Annotated in this window: 18 protein-coding genes, 1 tRNA gene and 1 riboswitch; of the genes, 4 read left to right on the top strand and 15 right to left on the bottom strand. The window is 39.7% G+C overall.

The window, feature by feature from the left end; translation table 11 throughout:
- Positions 1-30: 30 nt before the first annotated feature.
- Positions 31-1,020 carry a glutaminase gene (locus tag QNH43_RS04415; RefSeq protein WP_283918281.1) on the bottom strand — a complete coding sequence of 330 codons (990 nt, stop codon included), beginning with the start codon at positions 1,018-1,020 and terminating at the stop codon, positions 31-33.
- Between the two features lie 435 nt (positions 1,021-1,455).
- On the opposite strand from QNH43_RS04415, the gene QNH43_RS04410 reads away from it, so the two are divergent.
- Positions 1,456-2,727 carry a sensor histidine kinase gene (locus QNH43_RS04410; protein ID WP_283918280.1) on the top strand — a complete coding sequence of 424 codons (1,272 nt, stop codon included), beginning with the start codon at positions 1,456-1,458 and terminating at the stop codon, positions 2,725-2,727.
- 4 nt (positions 2,728-2,731) lie between these two features.
- The gene (locus QNH43_RS04405) at positions 2,732-3,682 is read left to right on the top strand and encodes a response regulator (protein WP_283916936.1); all 951 of its coding nucleotides are present in this window, start codon (positions 2,732-2,734) and stop codon (positions 3,680-3,682) included.
- 82 nt (positions 3,683-3,764) lie between these two features.
- Here QNH43_RS04405 and QNH43_RS04400 read toward each other — a convergent pair whose 3' ends face one another.
- The 8 genes from QNH43_RS04400 to queG form a co-directional block, all read right to left on the bottom strand.
- Positions 3,765-4,772 (bottom strand): FecCD family ABC transporter permease, encoded by a 1,008-nt coding sequence (locus tag QNH43_RS04400; protein WP_283916935.1) that lies wholly within the window; start codon positions 4,770-4,772, stop codon positions 3,765-3,767.
- A complete protein-coding gene (locus tag QNH43_RS04395; RefSeq protein WP_283916934.1) occupies positions 4,769-5,779 on the bottom strand; it encodes a FecCD family ABC transporter permease in 1,011 nt (336 codons plus the stop codon). Before QNH43_RS04395 ends, QNH43_RS04400 begins: the two co-directional genes overlap by 4 nt.
- A gap of 66 nt (positions 5,780-5,845) precedes the next feature.
- Positions 5,846-6,766, bottom strand: coding sequence for an iron-hydroxamate ABC transporter substrate-binding protein (locus tag QNH43_RS04390; protein ID WP_283916933.1), 921 nt, complete (start codon positions 6,764-6,766; stop codon positions 5,846-5,848).
- A complete protein-coding gene (locus QNH43_RS04385; protein ID WP_283916932.1) occupies positions 6,717-7,565 on the bottom strand; it encodes an ABC transporter ATP-binding protein in 849 nt (282 codons plus the stop codon). The genes QNH43_RS04390 and QNH43_RS04385 overlap by 50 nt, the downstream gene beginning before the upstream one ends.
- A 292-nt stretch (positions 7,566-7,857) precedes the next feature.
- Positions 7,858-8,607 (bottom strand): oxygen-insensitive NADPH nitroreductase, encoded by a 750-nt coding sequence (gene nfsA, locus QNH43_RS04380; protein ID WP_283916931.1) that lies wholly within the window; start codon positions 8,605-8,607, stop codon positions 7,858-7,860.
- An 85-nt stretch (positions 8,608-8,692) separates the two neighbouring features.
- Positions 8,693-9,181, bottom strand: a complete 489-nt coding sequence (trmL, locus tag QNH43_RS04375) for a tRNA (uridine(34)/cytosine(34)/5-carboxymethylaminomethyluridine(34)-2'-O)-methyltransferase TrmL (RefSeq protein WP_283916930.1) — start codon at positions 9,179-9,181, stop codon at positions 8,693-8,695.
- 67 nt (positions 9,182-9,248) lie between these two features.
- Positions 9,249-10,106, bottom strand: coding sequence for an amidase domain-containing protein (locus QNH43_RS04370; protein ID WP_283916929.1), 858 nt, complete (start codon positions 10,104-10,106; stop codon positions 9,249-9,251).
- 199 nt (positions 10,107-10,305) lie between these two features.
- The gene (queG, locus tag QNH43_RS04365; protein WP_283916928.1) at positions 10,306-11,445 is read right to left on the bottom strand and encodes a tRNA epoxyqueuosine(34) reductase QueG; all 1,140 of its coding nucleotides are present in this window, start codon (positions 11,443-11,445) and stop codon (positions 10,306-10,308) included.
- 104 nt (positions 11,446-11,549) lie between these two features.
- Here queG and QNH43_RS04360 point away from each other — a divergent pair, with 104 nt between their 5' ends.
- A complete protein-coding gene (locus QNH43_RS04360; protein ID WP_283916927.1) occupies positions 11,550-12,218 on the top strand; it encodes a B3/B4 domain-containing protein in 669 nt (222 codons plus the stop codon).
- 411 nt (positions 12,219-12,629) lie between these two features.
- Here the strand turns inward: QNH43_RS04360 and QNH43_RS04355 are convergent.
- The 6 genes from QNH43_RS04355 to mgtE all read right to left on the bottom strand — a co-directional run bounded on the left by QNH43_RS04355 (position 12,630) and on the right by mgtE (position 18,921).
- Positions 12,630-12,703: transfer RNA gene (locus tag QNH43_RS04355), tRNA-Gly, on the bottom strand.
- A gap of 182 nt (positions 12,704-12,885) precedes the next feature.
- Positions 12,886-13,299 (bottom strand): YbjN domain-containing protein, encoded by a 414-nt coding sequence (locus QNH43_RS04350; RefSeq protein ID WP_076367717.1) that lies wholly within the window; start codon positions 13,297-13,299, stop codon positions 12,886-12,888.
- A gap of 171 nt (positions 13,300-13,470) precedes the next feature.
- Positions 13,471-15,423 carry an FUSC family protein gene (locus QNH43_RS04345; protein WP_283916926.1) on the bottom strand — a complete coding sequence of 651 codons (1,953 nt, stop codon included), beginning with the start codon at positions 15,421-15,423 and terminating at the stop codon, positions 13,471-13,473.
- Between the two features lie 257 nt (positions 15,424-15,680).
- Entirely contained in the window at positions 15,681-15,836 is a 156-nt protein-coding gene (locus tag QNH43_RS04340; protein ID WP_283916925.1) for a hypothetical protein, read from the bottom strand.
- Positions 15,837-16,040: 204 nt separating this feature from the next.
- A complete protein-coding gene (locus tag QNH43_RS04335) occupies positions 16,041-17,069 on the bottom strand; it encodes an NADP-dependent oxidoreductase (RefSeq protein ID WP_283916924.1) in 1,029 nt (342 codons plus the stop codon).
- Between the two features lie 493 nt (positions 17,070-17,562).
- Entirely contained in the window at positions 17,563-18,921 is a 1,359-nt protein-coding gene (gene mgtE, locus QNH43_RS04330; protein WP_283916923.1) for a magnesium transporter, read from the bottom strand.
- 283 nt (positions 18,922-19,204) lie between these two features.
- A riboswitch (M-box (ykoK) riboswitch) is annotated at positions 19,205-19,370 on the bottom strand.
- A 370-nt stretch (positions 19,371-19,740) separates the two neighbouring features.
- On the opposite strand from mgtE, the gene QNH43_RS04325 reads away from it, so the two are divergent.
- The gene (locus QNH43_RS04325) at positions 19,741-21,084 is read left to right on the top strand and encodes an alpha/beta hydrolase family protein (protein WP_283916922.1); all 1,344 of its coding nucleotides are present in this window, start codon (positions 19,741-19,743) and stop codon (positions 21,082-21,084) included.
- The last annotated feature ends 739 nt before the right edge of the window (positions 21,085-21,823 follow it).

Raw genomic sequence — 21,823 nt, 5'->3', positions numbered from 1 at the left:
AATTACACCGGAACCAAACTTTTCCGCATTTCAGAAAATGCTTAAATCCCATTCTTGTGCCATTTGTTTCAATAACAAACTACCTGCTACGCTATTCCCATATTCATCGATGGCTGGTCCATAAATACCAATGCCACATCCATCTTGAAAAGGCATTCCGCTTCTGGCACTTGGAGGAACTAGTGCCATAATCCCGCCAGATACTCCACTTTTGGCCGGCACCCCAATAAAAGCCGCAAATTTCCCCGAAGCATTGTACATACCGCAAGTAAGCATTAATGCTTTGGCCAGCTTAGCCACTTTTTTAGGGATTACTTGTTCTTTACGAACGGGATGGTAACCATCTTGAGCAAGAATCAGTCCAAGCAAGGCTATGTCTTCTGTGGTTACTTCTATGGAACATTGCATGAGGTAAACCTCTAAAGCTTCCTCTACTTCCGATTCCAAATAATTCGTCTCTTTTAAATAGTGAGCTAAAGCTCTATTTCTATGAGAGGTTTGCCACTCGGATTGATACACTTCCTCATTGATGGTCGGGCGCTTCCCTAACAAATTTTCAAATAATGCATAGAGAAATTCCAATTTCTTTTGTGAAGAATCCCCTGGGAGAAGCGAAGCTACGGTAATCGCCCCGGCATTTATCATAGGATTAAACGGCTTTCCCGGCTTATGCATTTCTAAACGAATAATTGAATTGAAAGCATCCCCAGTCGGTTCCACATCGACCCTATCTAACACATAAGAAATGCCGCGACCCAAACATGCAGCTATAAAGCTAAGCACTTTTGAAATACTTTGCAGCGTGAAAGGAACTTCCCAATCCCCTGACTTGATCATTGTTCCACCCGGCTCCAGTATGGTAATGCCCAATTGCGATAAATGTGCATTTCTCAATGCCGGTATATAATTAGCGGTTTGTCCTTCAATAGCAAAGGATCTGTAATGTGCCACCCATTCATCTAAGTCGGATTTTCTTTGACTATTAACATGAATGTCATACTCTTTTGACAATTCTTCAATCACATTCTTCCACCTCTTCAGTTGTTGTATCATTATATTTTCTATATGAACGTTTTACCGAATGCCATCAAGCTTACATGTAATAGATTCGATGAAAACATAATGAATATTCTAAAAATTGTTAAGCGCTTTCATAAATTTCTACCTACCATTAATTTTAAATCGGGAACTACATAATCATACGAAAACCTACAAAATCTAAAAAATAAAAATCCACTAAAAAACGTGATCATCTCACATGTCCCGTTACCATTTTTTGTGGATAGAAAAACAGATTGGTTTTGCCATAATTGATTATAAGCCGTTCTATTCAGGAACAAAGTAAGCGTTGTATTGAAGCCGATGAAACTGTATACTGATTTTTTAAACAAATTAGGAGGTGACGACTTGTATCTCAGTTCGTTAATGAAAAAAGAGGTCTATGTCCTTGCTTTGATGTTGTTAACAGTGCCATTAGCAGGCGAATTGAGTTTTTATCCTTTCAATGAAACGTTTCGGGTAAGTTTTGGTGTGCCTGCATTTTTCTTCTTTTTACTATTATTACAAAAAACGCCTGCCATATTTTCGGGCATCTTGACAGGAACAATGGTTGTGATATTTCGTGTTCTAATCGACTTTTTCATGCAGGATAATTTCTCCTGGATTTCCGCTTTTCACGCTCATTATCCTAGTTTTTTCTTTTATTTTACCTATTCCGTTCTATTCTATTTTGCGAAAATCAACCGCTTTCAAAATCGAACTTTGATTATTGGATTTATTGGTCTCATTATCGAAATATTGTCCGACTCCGTAGAATTAATCTTTCAATATATTGTGTTGGAAACAACGATTACGTTTGGTTCACTAAATGAGATGATCGTGATCGCATTCGGCCACAGTTTTATCGTTTTGAGCTTTTTTAATATGATGAAACTTTATGAAGCACAATCAAGGGAGAGGCAAATCAGAAAACAAAATGAACATATGCTGATGCTCATTTCCAATTTATACGAGGAAACGATTCATTTAAAAAAAACATTAAAAAATGCTGAGAATATTACAAAGAAATCATATGATTTGTATCGCGAATTAAAAGCATTGGAAAAGCGGGAAAAGCGGGAAAAGCAACTTCATGATCTTACAGAGCCATATAGTCAAAAAGCATTACGCATCGCGGGTGAAATGCATGAAGTCAAGAAAGATAATCAACGGATTTTTGCTGGTCTCTCAAAATTGATCTCCAATGAGAGTTTTAAAGATTATATGAATGCTGCTGAACTTTTTCATTTAATTATCCGAATTAATGAAAAATATGCCTTATCATTAGGAAAGGACATTCAATTTGAATACTCATTGGAAGGAAAAAACGATTCGCCTTATCATGTATATACCGTGTTATCTCTTTTCAATAATTTAGTCGCCAATGCAGTGGAAGCAATTAAAGAAAAGGGAATCGTCCGTTTAAGTTTGTGTGAAATTAGCGACAATGTAGAATTCAAGGTTGCTGATACCGGACCTGGAATTCCTCAAAAATATCAGACTGTCATATTCAAACCTGGTTTCACATCAAAGTATGATCAGTTCGGGACACCTTCAACAGGGATTGGACTCTCATATGTTAAAGAAGTCGTGAAAGAACTGGGGGGGGATATCCTATTTGAGAATAGTTTTAATGGCGCTGTTTTTTCAATAAAGTTACCAATCCGTAAATTGATTCAGAAAGGGTGATTCCATGCGTTTTTTTATAACAGATGATGATTGTGCCATACGTTCAAACTTAAGCCAGATTATAGAGAACGAAGATTTAGGTGAAGTGGTGGAGGAAGCGGAAGATGGCAGTCTATTAGAAGGGCATATTTTGAATTTAAAACAAATTGATATATTATTTATTGATTTATTAATGCCTATCCGGGATGGCATTGAGACACTTCGTCATATAAAAAGTACATTTAACGGGAAAATAATAATGATTTCGCAGGTTGAATCCAAGGAGTTGATTGGCGAGGCATACTCGCTCGGAATCGATTATTATATTACTAAACCAATCAATCGGATTGAAATATTAACAGTCATTCGAAAAGTTATGGAACGCATTCATTTAGAAAGATCGATCACTAATATCCAAGCCTCTTTAAATGGTGTATTGAATTTTGAGCAGCCAAAAGTTGTTGATAAATCAAATAGTTTTCATGAAAAAAGTATAAGGGAGGTGGGCGAATTCCTTTTATCGGAATTAGGGATCGTCGGAGAAAATGGGGCAAAAGATTTAATCGAAATGCTTCAATATTTATTTATGTATGAACGGACTTTTACTTTTGGACAGCATTTCCCCACCCTTAAAGAGATCTTTGTAGAAATCACCAAAAAAAAGCTCGGAACAGCAGCTTTGCCGGTTGATATCAATCGGGAAATAAAGGCTGCCGAACAACGAATACGCAGAACGATTAACCATTCGTTAAATCATTTCGCTTCGCTTGGTTTAACGGATTTTTCGAATCCGAAGTTTGAAAATTACGCTTCCAAATTTTTTGATTTCACAGTCGTTCGCCAAAAGATGAAAGAACTGCAAAATGATTCAAAAATAGTTCTTACACCTACCCGGGTAAATACAAAAAAGTTCATTCAAGTATTTTATTTCGAAGCGAAACGCTTGAATCCTGATGAAATAAATAGATATAGATAATACATGATTAAAAACGGAAAATTACAGAAGAACCAAAAAACATAAAATCCCCTGAATGATTTCAAGGGATTTTAACAATAACTTATTTTTTCAACAATAAATACATGAAATAAGGAGCACCGATCAATGCAACCATGATACCTGCAGGAATCCCCTCGGGTTCAATCATATTACGGCCTATTGTATCGGCAAGCAACAATAGCCATCCACCAATTAAAATGGCAACCGGAATGAATAGTTGATTTCGAGGCCCTACCAAGGATTTTGCTATATGCGGGGCCATGAGACCAATGAATGCAATTCCGCCTGTAACAGAAACGGCAGCCGCTGCCAATGCCACAGCCGTGATCAGCAGTACGATCCGCTCCTTTTCGATCGATACACCGACCCCAATTGCGACCGGTTCACTTAAACCAAGCAGATTCAAACGATTTGCTTTATATAAAGTGAATGGAATGAGAATGATTAACCATGGAAGAATTGCCCAAATGAAAGGCCAATCCGTGCCCCATATATTTCCTGCCAACCATTTTGCGATGAAATCGACCTTCGCTCGTTCCGCTGACGAAATGAGGACAATCATCAGGCCTGAAAGCGCCATTGAAAAACCTACGCCGATCAACACTAACCGGACGGGTTCAAGTCCACTCTTCCTCTTGTATGAGAGGATATATATTAAACAGGCCGTCAGTAACGCTCCGATAAAACCAACAAGCGGAACCATATAAACAAAAGAACCAGCGTCAAGCGGGAAAAACAGAAAGAAAGCGGCAATGGCCACACCTGCTCCTGAGTTGATTCCGATGATTCCGGGATCGGCTAAATCATTACGTGTGATCCCTTGTAGAATGGCACCCGACAGTGCAAGGGCCATGCCTGCTAAAAGGGTGATGATGATTCGGGGTAATCGGACGGAAAATAATATGAATTCCTCTTTAAATGTCCCTTGCCCGATAAGTGTTGGAATCAGTCGCCCTAAAGAAAGATTCGAATATCCCGAACACGTCCCTATAATGATCGTAATGATAATGAGTGCGGATAACGCACCTACTATCCATCGCTGTTTTTTGACTAAAGCTGACTGGATCATGAAAATGCTTTACCTCCTTTACGCACGATTAGGAGGAAGAAAGGTAAACCTATCATCGCAACAATCGCTACCACAGGTGTTTCATATGGAGAATTGATTGTACGGCCGATCGTATCGGCAAGTAGCATGAAAGTGGCTCCTAAAATCGCGGACATAGGCAGGATGAATCGATAATCCGTACCCACGAAAGCCCGGACCATATGGGGGACCATTAACCCGATGAATACCATATTTCCAACAAGTGCAACGGCAGCGCCTGCCAGGAGAATGATGACTACGAAGAGAACCGCCTTTATTTGTGTTGTCTTTTGACCTAATCCTACCGCCACTTCTTCACTTAAGCTTAGTATGGTGAGCTGTCTGGAAAAGAAAAGGGAGATCAGGATGCCTATTAAAATGAAAGGGACGATTACACGAAGCTGGTCCCATGATGTTCCGATATTCCCGCCTGCAGTCCACATCGATACATCTTTTGATACTTTGAAATATATGCCGACGCCTTGCGAAACGGCAAAAAGGAATGCAGAGACTGCAGCACCAGCCAATACGATCCGTAAAGGAGAAAATCCTCCCTTTTTCATCGCACCGATCCCGAAAACCATGGTTGCCCCCACAGCGGAACCTATAAAACACGCAATCATGATCCCTAAATTATTGGCATTTGGAATGAATGCCAAAGTAATGGCGAGACCTGCATTGGCTCCTGCCGTCAATCCAAGCAGCCCCGGATCAGCAAGTGGATTCCTAGTCATTCCCTGCATGATGGCACCGGAAACGGCAAGTGCTGCACCCACAAAGATTGCCCCCACTTCACGAGGGAAACGGATTTCCCGGATGATTGAAAGCTTTTCACCAGCAGCATTTGATGTCAGTGCTTGCCAGACATCTTTTACGGTAACATCCGCCGCACCAAATGCCATTGAAACAATGAACATGCCTATGAATAGAGCGATCCCTATGATCAGTTTATATATAAATGGGATGAAACGTTGATTTTCATTAGTCATCTGTCTCTCTCATCTCTTTTTTATAGAATAAAAGGAGAGGAATTGGAATCCCTCTCCCTCGCTGTATTATTTTCCAAGAAAACTTTTGGAAAAGAAGTCTAATTGGTATTCTAATGTTATTGGATCATTGAAGTAGAATTTTTTTGCATCAGCTTCATATAGTTGATTGTTTTTAACGGCAGGTATGTTTTTAAACGTATCTGTTTGTTGGAATGAATTGTCCTGATCTTTGTTATTGCTCAAAATCACATAATCTCCGGCATAGTCTTTCAGGACTTCTAATGATAAAGCAAAGTAACCATCTTTCAATGCCGTTTCTTTTACCTTTTCAGGCATGCCCAATTTCATTTCTTGATAAAGGATTTCCGTTCCACGGCCCCAATTATCGCCGTATACATAGAACTGCTTGTCAAACTTTTCAAAAACGGAAACGGTAGCATCTTCACCAATTTTAGCCTTAATTTCATCACCAGTGGTTTTTGCCCGTTTTTTGAAATCATCCACCCATGCTTGGGCTTCTTTTTCTTTATTCAAAAGTTTACCGATTTCTACATGTTGTGTTAAATAGTCCACTTTTCCGTATGTATACGTTACAGTTGGAGCAATTTCCTTTAATTTATCAACATTTTTAATCGTTGATAAACCAATGATTAAATCCGGATTCAACTCGATGATTTTTTCCAGGTTTTCGTCCGTCACTTCTTCGACATCTTTTAACTCTTTAAAGTTCGGGTTCATTTTAGACCACGAATCAACCCCTACAAGGTTAACATCCAATGCCATTACGTTACCTGCGAAAGAAGATAGTACTAAAACACGCTGAGGATCTGCAGGCACTTCAACAGGACCATTTTCAGATTGGTACGTGATTGTACGTGATTTTTCCTTTTTTGAAGCAGTGCTTTTCTCTTTTTCGGTTGACTCGTTACCGCAAGCACTAATAATTAACACTAACAGCAGAATAAACGGGATCATTATCTTTTTCATTTGTTGTCAAATCTCCTTTTAATAAATTGTATGTGCTGCACATTGGTTTGTTCGTTCGTTGATCTCGTCCGATTACCGCATCAATATGGAAGACTTCCTTAAGCACTTCATGAGTGATGACTTCTTCACAATCTCCCGCTTTGACTATTTCCCCATCCTTTAAGGCAATGATATAGTCGGCAAAGCGAGCAGCTTGGTTTAAATCATGAAGAACCATGACGATTGTACGTCCCTGTTCCACATTCAGCCTCTGTAATAATTCTAGAACCTCCAGTTGATGCGCCATGTCCAAATAGGTGGTCGGCTCATCAAGGAAGATTATTTCCGTTTCCTGGGCAAGGGCCATCGCAATCCAAACACGCTGGCGCTGACCTCCTGAAAGAGCATCAACCGGACGGAACTTGAAGTCTTTCGTGCCGGTCACTTCAAGTGCCCAATCAATCACATCATAGTCTTTTTGGGTGAGACGCCCAAAACCTTTTTGATAGGGAAAGCGCCCATATGATACAAGCTCCCCAACCGTCAAACCGCTTGCACTCTCGGGAGTCTGAGGAAGAATGGCCATTTTTCTTGCAAGGATCTTAGTGCTTTCTTTTGAAATATTCACCCCATCCAAAACAACCGAACCTGATTGATTTGGAATGATTCTGGTGATCGCTTTCAAAAGTGTCGATTTCCCACAACCATTTGAACCGATGATCGTTGTGATCTTTTTATCCGGAATTTCCACACTGAGATCTTTTACAATTAAACGTTCACCATAACCAATTTCTAAATTCTCTGTATATAGGCGAACCATTTTTCAACCTCCATTTACTGAAAAATAGGTAAGTAAAAAGTCAAATGAAAATGATTATCATTATCTATTACTTAATTACTATAATTCTATATATATATATTGTCAATGGTAATTTCATGGGTATATAAGAAGGACTTCTGACAGGATTTCTTGAGACGAACCGTATATACCTACTGACAAATGAAAGCAGTAGAGGTCCCGGAAACATTTCCGGGACCTCTACTGCTTGGCTCATTGAAAGATGCCCCTTATGGGGAAGGCAAGAATATTCCTAATAGGCCATTTACAACAATCAATGCTTCTTAAATCCTTGTTTCTCAACGTAATCTTTCATGTACAACCTGCTTTTCTTACCAAGCATTCCAGCCATTTGCTCGGTCCAGGTGTCTTTTCGTTTACCATTAGTGCGAAGATCATAATAATTGGAAATCGTTTCATTATACGCTTCAAGTTGTCCGGTGAACTCTTGCTTATCCTCCTGATATCCATTTTCATGATAGATATTGGCCAGCGGCAAACGCGGCTTTTTATCCGAACGGTTTTTCGGATATCCGACCACTAGACCGAATAATGGTATAACGCGATGCGGTATATTCAAAATCGCTGACACTTCCGGGAGATTATTGCGGATCCCGCCTATATAGCAAATGCCAAGATCCATTGATTCTGCTGCCAATGCTGCATTTTGAGCCGCAAGAGCAGCATCGATACAGGCAACCATGAATTTCTCCGTACTTTCAATCGATTCGGACAGGTCCTTGTTTTCCATTTCGGAAACCATATCCTGACGATATAAATCGGCGCAAAAGACGAATAGATGTCCATTCTTCTCTACATATGATTGTGGTCCGGCAAGTTCAGCAAGCTTGGCTTTCTTTTCGGGATCGGTTACCCCTATGATTGAATACGCTTGAATATAGCTTGAAGTCGATGCCGCTTGGGCACATTCCACAATCGTATTGATTTGCTCCTCAGACAATAACTTGTCCTCAAAAGAACGAATGGAACGGTGATCTAAAATCTTCTCAATAATGTTATTCAATGCTCCCACCCCTTAAGAATATGTAAAGTAAAGCTCCATCATCGGGGCCCAAACGCCCCCGATGACAGTTAGATATTGATGAAACTCAACCTTTTGTTTTCAAATCCAATTCACGGTAATTTTGCTGTCTCAGTGCTTCATAAATCAAGATGGCAGCCGTGTTCGACAGATTAAGGGAACGTACTTTATCCGTCATCGGAATCCGCAGGCACCGGTCCATATTTTCTTGGATCAGCTCTTTCGGAAGACCCGTCGTTTCACGGCCAAAAATGAAGTATATTTCACTGTCTTGATCACTGTAATCGAAGCTGGAATGCGGCTGTTCCCCGAATTTGGTCAAGTAATAAAATTCACCGCCGGCATTTCTTTCATAAAACTCATCTAACGAATCATAATAATGGATCTTTACATTCTCCCAATAATCGAGTCCGGCCCGTTTAAGCTGTTTGTCATCCGTCGAGAAACCGAGCGGGCGGATGAGATGTAAAGACGTATCCGTCCCTGCACATGTTCTTGCGATATTTCCTGTATTTGCTGGAATCTGTGGTTGATATAAAACTACATGTATTGACACTTCATTTTCACCTCTAGTTTGAACTTCACCTTAATTATAGCATTAAACAAAAAAGACTAAAAACCAATCACCTTCCATCCAAAATCACAAAGAATTTATAAACGATGTTCGGTGTATATCTGGTTGAATCCTCATATGTCCAATACCGGTGACGGCTGTTCATCGTATGTGCATTCACAAGCGGCATCCCGTCCTGGTCCTTTGCCGTTACGATCAAGTTATGATCAAACCGTCCGTCCCCTTCGAAATCTATGCAGAGGATATCACCCAAATTCAATTCCCTGGCCGACTCCACCTGCTTTGTCCTGATGGCATTCCCGGCTTTAAGCAGATGATATAAAGAATGGGCCGTCGTCCATGTGTAACTCCAGCTTTTCCCCCTTATCCACCAGCCCTTATTTTTGTTTGGCGCCCCCCACGTCGGTATTCCTCCCGCATGTAAACATTGTGAAATGTAATTTGTACAATCATCAGTGAATTTATGATAAGCCGGATTGAATTCGTTCCACCAACGCTCGGCATATTGGACGGCCTTCATTCGATCATACTTATATGCGAGACGATCTGCGCCTGGATCACATTTTTGCGGTGCCTCTTCGGTTTCAAAGCTGGGAAACAGCTCACGTTCATCCACTATATACCCATTTCGAAACCGGGCCTCCCTTTCTTCCATTTCTTCTTCTATATAAAATGAATCCTCCTGTTTCAATAAATATTGCAGATGCACATGATATGTCAGGACTGTATCATTGTCTTCCTTTTTCTTCGAATGCACCTTTCCTGCCGCATTCACCCGAACAATTTCCGCAGCACGGTTCCTCATCATTTCCTTCTTCAAATGCAACTTCCTTTCACTCCGTTCCAGATTATCGGAAGTATAAAACTCCACTCTTTCTTGTAACAGGCGTTGCAATTGTTCCCTCAAGTTCATGCCCTCCTTCTTACCATCTATGCTAATGTGTATGTATGAAGGCATGGACAAAAACACAACTTCATATTAATGCGGGCATTTCAATCCTTTAAATATAATGAAACTTATTAAAAAGGTTTCCTTGATGGCACCGGAATATTTCAAGCAAAAAAGCCGCCCCGTTAATATGTACGGGGCGACTGCATTTTAGATATCATTTTGTTTCCAAGGTAAACTGCAGTCCTTTCTCAATTTCCGCGAGTACCTCTTCATCCGTTTCCTTCATTCGTGCTTCTTCCAGAATGGAAATGGCCTGCTCCCTTCCAATTTTCCCAACTGCCCAGGCCGCTGTCCCCCGGATTACGGGCCGCGGATCATCCTTCATGACCTGTATCAATTGGGGCAATGCGGTTTCATCTTTGAAGTGGGCCAATGCTAAAATGGCATTCCGTTGGATTGGTTTCTTACCACGCCAAGATCCAGAAACATGGCCGTATGTTTCTTTAAAGTCCCGATTTGGAATCGTAAGCAGTGGTTTCAACAGCGGTTTCGCCAGCTCGGGGTCAGGTTCCATCTCTTCATGAAAATGAAAATCCATTCCTTTGTTTTTCGGACAAACTGTCTGGCATGTATCACACCCATACAAACGATTGCCTATTTTCGTCCTGAACTCATCCGGAAGGAAACCTTTTGTCTGCGTTAAGAATGCAATGCAACGCTTGGAATTTAGCTGCCCGCCCTGAACGAGCGCACCAGTCGGGCAAACATCGACACATTTATTGCATGTCCCGCATTGATCTTCCATCGGCTGATCAGGTTCAAATGGCAGGTTGGTAATCATGTCCCCCAAATATACATAAGACCCGAATTCCGGAGTGATGATCATACTGTTTTTTCCACTCCAGCCAATTCCTGCACGTTCAGCCACTGCCCTATCTGATAATTCGCCCGTATCAACCATGGATTTCGTCAATGCCCCTGGCACTTTATCTTTAATGAAATCCTCAAGTAACTGCAATCTATTACGAAGAACGGTATGATAATCCGTTCCCCAAGAAGCACGGCAAAAGATCCCGCGCCGCTCACTTTTTGTACTTTGCGGAGCATCCTTCAATTTCGAAGGATAAGCAAGCGCAATCGAAATGATGGATTGCGGTTTATCGAATATCAATTCGGGCCTTACCCTTTTTTCTATATCGGCTTCTTCAAACCCTGACTGATAATCCAGTTCCTGTTGACGTATCAGCCGACCTTTCAATTCAGTAAAAGCCGTGGCCGATGTAAAGCCGATTTTATCGATGCCGATTTCCTTACTATATAAAATCACTTCTTGCTTGAATGAGTTCATATCCATATAAATCACCTACTTCATTCAGTATTCCCATTGAAGCTTGAATCCATTTCAAACCATTGCTATCTATGATAAACTAATTGCAATCATTTTTGGAGGTGAAACGGTTGGAAATTACCGTATCAGCTAATCTTAGCAGTAAAATCCCTGAATTCAAAGTTGGGATCATTACATATGAAAACATCGAAGTGGGTCCCTCCCCGCAAATGGTGAAAGGAAGACTTCAGCTATTTCAGGAAGCTCTTTTCTTCGACCTTGAAGAAAAGGAATTGACCGACTTTTCCGGCATTAAAGCGTGGCGGGAGATTTTCAAGGCTACAGGAACAAACCCGTCACGGTATCGCCCCTCCGTGGAAGCCCTTTACCGCCGCGTAAAAAACCAGAATTACTTGACACCCATCCATTCAGCCATCGATTTGAATAACTTCTTCTCGCTGTTATATGAAGTTCCGATCGGCATTTATGATGCGGAAAAATTATCAGGAGACATCTCGATAAAGATTGGCGAAGGGGCAGATGGTTACGACGGTTTGAACGGCCGCTTGAATTCCATGGAAAATATGATCACTTCAGCCGATCATGATGGCGCATTCGGAAGTCCTTACGTTGATTCAGAACGCACGAAAGTCACCGAAGGAACGAAAAAAGCCATCCAAATCGTATATTTACAACCCAATACTCCAATCACGGAAGCAGATCAGCTAACGAAATCCTTGATGGACATGTTCCTTGAAATCCATGGTGGTGAAGGGACTTACTCGATTGTAGAAGGATAATTAACATTGAGCGGAACTGAGCCCTTCCACAATCGGAAGGGGTCTTTTCATGATTTTTAGCCGTGCACTACTATCCTTTTATTCAACCGTTCGGCCATACCTAATTACACAACTTTTTCAGTTTGGACGATAAAAGCACAAACTTATTCAAACTGATTCTACTAACGTAGTTAATCTCTTTGAACAAGTATGTGCTGCATCGAAATCCCCACTCTCCCTGATGAAGGATCATCCATAAATAGAAAACTCCGGTTTTCGTTACGGTATGACATCCGGTATTACCGCTTCCATAGAATGCAGTTAATTTGGACAATAAAAAAATCCCACTGTAAACAGTAGAATTCTTGTAATAATATTTAAACGCAAAGCTTCGTTCTCCAGGTAACGAAACCCTACGTTATGAGTATGTATTGGAGCGGGTGAAGGGAATCGAACCCTCATCATCAGCTTGGAAGGCTGAGGTTTTACCACTAAACTACACCCGCATATCTTTGTAGAAGTTTGTCGAATCACTAACAAAATTAATTATATAGTTTAATGTGAAAAAATGCAACAGTTCTTTTAAAAAAAATTAATAATTAATGTATTGTAACGTTAATATATTCATTCACTCTAGTAAAGATGTTAAAAGTCCCCTGATTCAGAGAACTTTTTCATCCTATTTGATTTAAGACCAAATGACTTCCATTAAACGCGGATAAACCTGCTGTGCTGTTTCAAGCAGCATGATTAACTTCCTGAACGCCAGATCCGGTACGATGTCCCCCTCAATGGAGTATGAATGCCGAATGGAAATGGTCCCATTTTCTTCATACAGCTTGGAATACCTAAAATTAGCATTAAATTCATTCAACAGTGTATGTACATCCTGTTTCTTTTCAGGATTCTTCAACTCGGCGACATTAAAGCAAAATAAGTCCGCCACATTTTCATCTTGATTGAAAGCAAATACTAAGAGGACCTTCCACCCGTCCTTTAACTTTTGCTCAGCTCTAAAAAAGGTGGTCCCATCTTCTTTCAACTCATTCATATAGATTTTCTCACTAGTTAAAAAATCACGAAATTTAGCAACGTTTGACATGGTTCATCACCTTTCTGTTTGTAAGTACATTTTATAATGAAAACCGGCGTTTTTACAGACTTTTCTATAATCCCGCCAATTTCATCCTATTGACAGAGGCGAAGAAATCATTCATACATTTTTTTGAAAGGGAGTCAAATATGAACTCCCTTATTAAAATCAATAGACTGATTAGCCAGTTGCTTCACCGCTAAACCGTAGCGCTTTTTGAAGATCCAAAATTTCGTGGCGGATTTTTGAGTACCCTTCAATTTCGGGAACCTCTTTATTAGTAAGTGGCCGCCCCTTATCTGCAGCGATTGCCATTGTTTCAAAAACATACAGTAATTGAGCAAGTTCACGCTCTGAAAGTACCGACCGATCAGAGAATTTCAAGCTTGCATTTAAATAATATCCCAACTGTTCTATTGAAAATATTACGGGCCAAAGAGATTCCAGTCTAGCCTTGTTTTTGAATATCTCACCAAGAGCCGCATTGTAGACCGTTAATAGATTCACCATATTGGTTTGCATTTTGTTCCTTTCACTGCTTTCATCGATTGCAAGTTCATTATCATGTCCAGAGAACGCCACCAACAGAAATTGCCCCTGGCTGCGAATCGTTTTGGCCATCAAATGGTTGAGAAGGCTTGAGGCCGATCGACTGCCGATTAACAGCGATCCAAGAAGACCTATCATGCTCCCAACGACGATATCGGTTATTCTTACGGTCGCAAAAAAACTGAAATCATAGCTTTGAGTTGAATATTCCGCCATGATCAATGCTGAAGGGGTAAAAAACATCGCCGCCAATCCATAATTCCGTACGATGAAAAGCTCTGTAATGATTGTCAAACACAAAATGATCAGAACGATAATGAACTCGTTATGAACGGATGCAAGAATTGAGCTTGCTAACAGGAGTCCGATGATTGTCCCGAAGGTCCTTTGTACCGCACGATGAAATGTGGCAACGATGGTCGCACCTGACATAACGGCTGCACAGGATAAGGGAATCCAGTATGAACGGTTAAAATCGGCGGAATAGGCTATGATTGCTGCAATGGTAAGGATTGCTCCATATCGGATGGAAGAGAGAAAGACAATCGAGTTCTTATCGAACGCCCCAAGAAAAATCGTTTTTAAAGAAGGCTTTGAGATTGATGCTTCTTGGTGGATTTTACTAACCGGTTCATTCATGATGGCATCTGCATTGTAAATTTCAACGAATAGCTTTTCCACCTCTAGTTGCATTTGGTCCGGCTGAAGAATCTTTGATTCATTTTTAGTTTTAGATGCAAGGGAGTCGGCCAAGGCACGTACCGATTGTCCTAATTCTGGCGGTAGCACAACCTTTTTGTGCAAGGATAGTTCCAATGCTTCCAAGAAAATGACATTCGCATGGTCATTCAATAGAAACAACCGCTTTAACATATCTGAGCTTCGCCTGTTTGAAAACCCTGCTAACAATGTATCTTCCGCTTGTTTCATCGCCAATACCGTTCTTTGTCTTGCTGCATTGAATCTCCCGGTGCCTAGCGAATCAAAGAATGCCCCCAATTCTCTGTACACCTTTTCCACAGCAAGCTTTTCTGGTCCATGAGGATTGAAAAACCAACCTAACATACAGATTATCCAAGATAGTGCCCCACCCAATAAAACAAGGTTTCCACGCAACGGCGCAAGCGTCTGATCAATGGGCATACCTGTCGCTAGCGCAAAACTCAAGACAAAGAAAACCGCCGAAGGACCGGTAATCTTTAATGCACCAAAAATAAAAAAAACACTTGCCCCGATGATCCCCATCATTATGGCTGTTCCCAATTGGTATGGAGCCACAAGCGTTCCTAATACAACAGATAAAGCAAGACCCACCATCACAAAGAAAATCTTTTTAGCTCTTTGATGATACGGTTGGTTAAATACGTATAAATAAGTGAACCCGCCTATTCCTGCCAGTAAACCGTACGCTAAATTGCCGAATAATAAGCCAATGAAAACAGGTGAGGCAGCCGCTATCCCTGCACTTAACGCTTTTATCCAAGGAAATGGATTCTTTTTTAATTCAAAAGCCTGTTTAAATGTCGTATGTATTACATCCAACTTCAGAGGTTTTGAAGAGGGCCCCTGCTTATTTTTACTCATTTCAATTTTCCCTTTCATTAAATGATTACCTAGGTAACTATTTTTTCGCTTTATCATAACATTATGCTGAGGGCTATGTTTATAGAGACCCTTTTTTAATATCCTTCATATGGAACAAAAGATACGGTAAAGGGTAAGTAATTCTTGAATGCCTTTGTTTTTCACCTACTTTTCGTATGATTTCCACTCATATCGAAGTCCTGGCTTTCAAGAAGGAACTCCCTGTCATGACTTCAACAAACACGGTCTTTCATATGTTAGTGACTAGTATCGAAATTATTGATGATATATATAACGATCTTATCTCGGATGTTATTCACCGCGACAAATTGTCCGAAAACGACATTGATCCCAACATATGTAAATCCAGAGAACCCTTTGCCTATTCCTTCCCAAGGTTGATTATCTTTCATGAAGGACATGCTTTGTAAATGATCAGGAATGGACACCCCTATATCCAAACAAAAAAGGTCGAAGCACATCAATTTTAGCTAAGAAGATGTGCTTCGACCTCTATTATTGTTTTGACGGGATTTTTTAGAAATAACAGCTCTTTTAATACACCCTCATTTTCAGGAGGTCTAACAAGATCCCGCCTCCACTGTGTTCCCATAATCTTATAGTTGAGCGAATTCAGGTTCCGCAACTTTTACAAGCTGTTTACCGAGGTTCGTTCCTTTAAACAAACCTAAAAATGCATCAGGTGTGTTTTCGAACCCTTCAACAATCGTTTCTTCATACTTCAGCTTTCCCTCTTGAAGCCACTTGCCTAAATCAGTAGCCCCCTCTTGGAATCTGGCGGCATAATTTCCAACTGTGAAACCTTTCATAAGGGCACTCGTTTTGATCATCGCCGATTGCAGACGCGGCCCTAGATCTTTCCCTTCTTCATTATACGAGGAAATCGCTCCACATAATGGAATTCGGGCATTCGCATTCAAAAGTGTGAAAACAGCATCGGACACCTCGCCGCCCACATTATCGAAATAAACATCGACTCCATCGGGAACAGCATTAGCTAAATCTGTCTTGAAACTATCTCTTTTATAATTTACGGCCCCATCAAATCCGAGCTCTTTCGTTAAGTACTCGAGTTTTTCGTCTGAACCAGCGATGCCAACGACTTTAGCACCTTTTATCTTAGCAATTTGTCCGACTACTGAACCAACTGCTCCAGCCGCTCCTGAAACCACTACAGTTTCACCTTCTTGAGGTTTACCAATATCAAGCAAGCCAAAGTAAGCAGTTAAACCGGTCATTCCAAGAATCCCTAAATGAGTTGTGACCGGAGCCACCTTGGGATCGATCACGCGGATTTCCTTCTCGGTGACAACTGTGTATTCCGCCCAGTCGATATTCCCAACAACGACATCCCCTTGTTTGAAGGAATTCGAGTTGGACTCAACAACTTCTGCAACAACTCCACCCGTAATAACCTTATTCAATTCAAATGGAGCAATATATGACTTGGTATCTTGCATTCTGCCACGCATGTATGGATCGACAGATAAATATAGTGTACGTACTAAAATTTCATTATCCTTTGGTGTGGGAACTTCACTCTCAACAAAGTTAAAATCTCCTTTTGAAGGCATACCTTTTGGACGATTTGCCAGGGTGATCATTTGTTGTTTGGTCTGTGTCATCATTGTTCCTCCTTGGTTTTGAATACGTAATTTCGAAAAGAAGCGTATCACTGATGAAGTTCATAGGTCAAAGAATATGATTGGCTATTGCTTCCATAACATTCTTAATGTAGCCTTTCCTGAAAATCCTAAACTTGCTACGACCTATTATGTCCCATGTTTTTCATTCATATAAAGGCCATCTGGAAATGGCTTTATTACCTTCAATTTTCATTTTAAGAATAAATAATGTACGTGGACTTCCACCATATACGGTTCGCTTCCCAAGAAAATTTAACGGCCTTTCCCCGTTTGGATACCGAGGAAAGGCCGCAGCTTGAAACACCCTATTTTTTTGTCTGCTTGGCAAATGTTTAAGCTTGCAGCTTTGTTTCTTCTTATCTATATTCCCGATTAGAACGTCAACCTGGACAGTTTGTACTGAAATCTTTGAGACTATGTTCGCCCTTGAAAAATCTTTGCAAGCATATGTGAACTTGGTTTAATGGATATTCTACATCAATTTTGAAATAAACATCGTTGCAATTCCAAAGTAAATGAGTAACGAAAGTATATCATTCAGTGTTGTAATTAGCGGACCAGAAGCAACGGCGGGATCGATGTTGAATTTATATAATATCAAGGGAATAATGGTCCCAGCTAATGTCCCGATAATTAGGGTCATCACTAACGAACTTCCAACCACTAATCCCAGAACGGGATTTCCCTGCCAAACATAAGCAATGATTGAAATTAATATGCCACAGGTAAAACCTATTATCATTCCAACTTTCAGTTCCCGTACTATAAGTCTGGTTACGACACCTTTATCCGTATCACTAATGATCAGGCCTCTTACAACAACAGCTAAAGATTGAGTACCTGTATTTCCAGTCATCCCTGCGATCATCGGCATAAAGAAAGCAAGTGCCACAACTTTGGACAATGTTTCTTCAAAACCGCTTATTATAGTTCCGGACACTAATCCGATAAATAAAAGTAAAATGAGCCAGGGTAGCCGACGATATGCGGCCACGTGCGCCTTCGTGTCAAAGTCTATAGCTTTACCGGAGGCCGATAATTTTTCAATATCTTCATTCGCTTCCTTAATGACAACATCAATAATATCATCGACGGTCACAATTCCTAATAATTCATTATTCTTTTCAACTACAGGAATTGCTAAAAAATCATATCGCTCAATAACACGAGCTACCTCTTCCTGGTCTTCATAAGCAGATACGGAGATGACCCGGCTATACATAATATCTTGAATTTTTTCAGATTCATCATTTATTATTAAATCCCGATATGACACAACACCTACTAATTTTTTATCATTATCTATTACATAAAGATAATTGATCGTTTCCGAAAACTCCGCAAAGATCTTCAGCTTTTCAACTGATTCCCGAACCGTATAGTGTTGGGGTATCCATACAAAACGGTTTGTCATTATTCGCCCGGCCGTTTCAGGTGGATAATTCATGATATTTTGAACGATTTTTGATTCTTCTTGTTTCATACCTGAAAGAAGTTCTTCAATTTTTTCAGGGGATAGGTCCTCTAACAATGAAGCTAGGTCATCATTATCCATTAGATCCATTACATGGCCGGATTTCTCTATTCCTAATTTACTAAGGATTTTCAATTGATGTATTTTTTCAACTTCTTGAATCAGTTCAGCGATTTGTTCTGAATCAAGTAATAACAAGAAGCGTGTATGGTGTTTTTCAGGCAGCCCCTCAAAAATTCGCGCAATGTCATATGGTTGGAGTTCTTCTAATATTGCTTGAAATTCTTTCTTTTTTCCTTCCTTTAAAACTTTTATGATTTGTAAAGTTAGCTGATCTTCCGTCAGGATTTCTATCATTTCGTCACTCACTCCTTTTTAGGGGAGCCAAAAAATATTTCCCTTAAATATTAAGAGTAAAAAAATATTATTATTCCCCTTCCAAAATCTTTGTGTTCATTCAATTTTCATTAAGCTTCGAATATATCGTCGTGAATAGTTCCCCACTATCCTCACCTCCAGGAAAAAATAAAAACACCTCCATTACAAATGAAGGTGTTCAATACGGTTTTATATGCGTACATTGTCTGAATGACAAATACAAACAGTCGTATATGACTGAATGACAAATACAAGCATAAATCCAGTTCCTCCATTCGTAGAGCTTTAGCACTGTGTGGCATAGGACAAAGCCAGCTACATTAAAAACCACCTTATGTCGATGGTTTCTGTTGACCCATTGGCGTCTTTCGACATTTTTGGGCAGTAGCGTATCTCCTACACAGGAGCCTCACCTAACGAGGATATTTAATTTACAAATCCACTCTAAAAGAGTTTCTTTTAGATGTCAATGTTTGATTCAAATAATTCTAATTTTGCCCTAATATCCTATCTTTAATAGAGTACCATGAGAACGACACCGACTTAAGCGCTCTGGATTAAGACGGTCCGATTGAATGTCTCATCGATATTTTTTAAAATTTCCCTCTTCACAGCCGCAATTGCCACCATATTTAAAAGGATAAACCGGGAAAATAAACACTACATTAAGGGAAAATATTGGAATTATATACTAATGCTTACTTATAATGAAGAAGGATATGAATGACTGAAACAAAGAAACACGTTACTAATGAAAAATATCTTTTTATCTCTAATTAAAGAAAGGAAATGGCTATAATGAAAAGACTTTTGGCGATTATATGTATTATCATGTGTGCTTTTGTATTAATGGTAGGCTGCAGAACCAAGGACGCGGTGCAGGTGGAAGAGGAATCGAAGGAAGTGAGATCATTGAAAGCTATTGAAGGCAGGTGGGCGGGAGATATTAAGATTCCAAATCAACCGCTTCCAATCATTGTTCATTTTACAAAAAAAGATGGAACGATAAGCATTCCTGTCCAAGGGTTGAACGAATTCCCCTTAACAAGTGTAAAGTTAAGTAAGTCAGACTTGTTTTTTGATATGGACATCCAAAATCAGAAAATAACATTTGATGGGAAAGTAGATCAGGAAAGGATTTCAGGAACATTTGTTCAAAATGGGCAAGCGTTCCCCTTTGAATTGCTTAAGAAATCGGATCAGGCAGTTCTAGAGAAAGAAACAGGTGAAATCGTGCAGGCCGACTTAAAGAACGGAACCATTAAAGGCCTTTTGGTAACACCAAAAAATGAAGGGCCTTTTCCTGTGATGATTATAATTGCGGGTTCTGGTCCGACCGATAAAGATGGTAACACCATTGCAAATCCCGGAAAAAATAATAGTTTAAAAATGTTAGCCGAGAGTCTTGCAGAAAAAGGTATCGCAAGCATTAGGTATGATAAGCGCGGAATTGGTGATAATATGCAATTGGCTGGAAAAGAAAAGGACCTAAGATTTGAACAATATATTGATGATGCAGCTGCTTGGGCTCAATTTGCCAAAAAGGACGGCCGTTTTTCCAAAGTCGGCATCATCGGCCATAGTGAAGGCTCTTTAATTGGAATGGCAGCCGCAAAGAAAACGGAAACAGACATATTCATTTCATTAGCGGGTGCAGGCGAACCCATTGACCAAGTACTCATTAAACAGCTTGAAGAGCAACTGACACCGACGTTATTAACGGAATCCAAAGATATACTGGCAAAGCTAAAACAAGGAAGACAAGTCGGGACTGTCAGTGCTGATTTGCAAAGTGTATTCCGACCTTCTGTTCAACCTTACTTGATTTCTTGGATTCAATATAACCCGATAGAAACAGTAAAGGAACTGAATGTCCCTGTTCTGATCGTAAACGGTAATAGAGATATTCAAGTTCCGGCAACTAACGCAAAAGCGTTACATAAGGAAAAAAGCGATTCTGAATTACTTATCCTCGAAAAGATGAATCATGTATTGAAAGAGGCCCCTGAAGATCGAAAGGGAAATTTAGCAACCTATACAAATCCAGAACTACCATTATCCCCAGGATTGGTGAATGGAATCATTGAATTTTTAAACAAAAATGATATCACAAGTAATGAAGATCATAAAAATAACAATTGAGAATTGTGTCTCCCCCGGGTTCAGTTGATTTGGTTGTTGTTGGCATTCATAATGATCCCATAGGCGTTGATATAGAAGAAGTCAAAAATCTTAACATCTATGAAATTACCAAAAGCACATATAGGAGTAATCAATATATATTAGAAAGACCAACAGGGAATTTTTAAAGCTAAAAAACAAAAGGCAGAATCAATCTGCCTTTTGTTTTTTATTATTTTCTCCGAGATACTCTGACCCACTTTTAAATTATATGCTAATAATCTTTTTTGAAAGAGAATGAAAAATAAAATAGCAGCAACCAGAAAAGCACATTCATGTCGAATTAATGGTACAAGTGCTAGTAACTGTGGAGCAAACATTCGACTGGTCCTTCATTTAATACATACCAAAATCAGTTTTTCTCATTACAAAAATAGTACGTAAAATATATTCTATCGAGGTAATGGTCAGAAAGATTGTCCACTTAAAATGTCCCTCCTTCATTTACATGACGATATTCACAAGTTTGGAATTGGTGAATGACTCTTTTTCAACTAAATCCTACTTTCAGAAAAACAATGGTAGGTAATCTAACAAGAAGGAAGATTTTGTATAACATCATTAGTATAATTGATGAAATTACAATAAGAAGGGAAAGATCACTATGAAGATGTTTATACATGCTTTTAAAAAGAATACTATATGTATCCTTGAAATCATTTATCTGTATATACTATTCTTTTTTTCAGAGCTACAAGCC

This window comes from Peribacillus simplex, assembly GCF_030123325.1.
In the GTDB taxonomy this organism is placed as follows: Bacteria; Bacillota; Bacilli; order Bacillales; family DSM-1321; genus Peribacillus; species Peribacillus simplex_D.
Note: the sequence above shows the minus strand (reverse complement) of the source record. Positions and strands in the feature narration are given on the sequence as shown.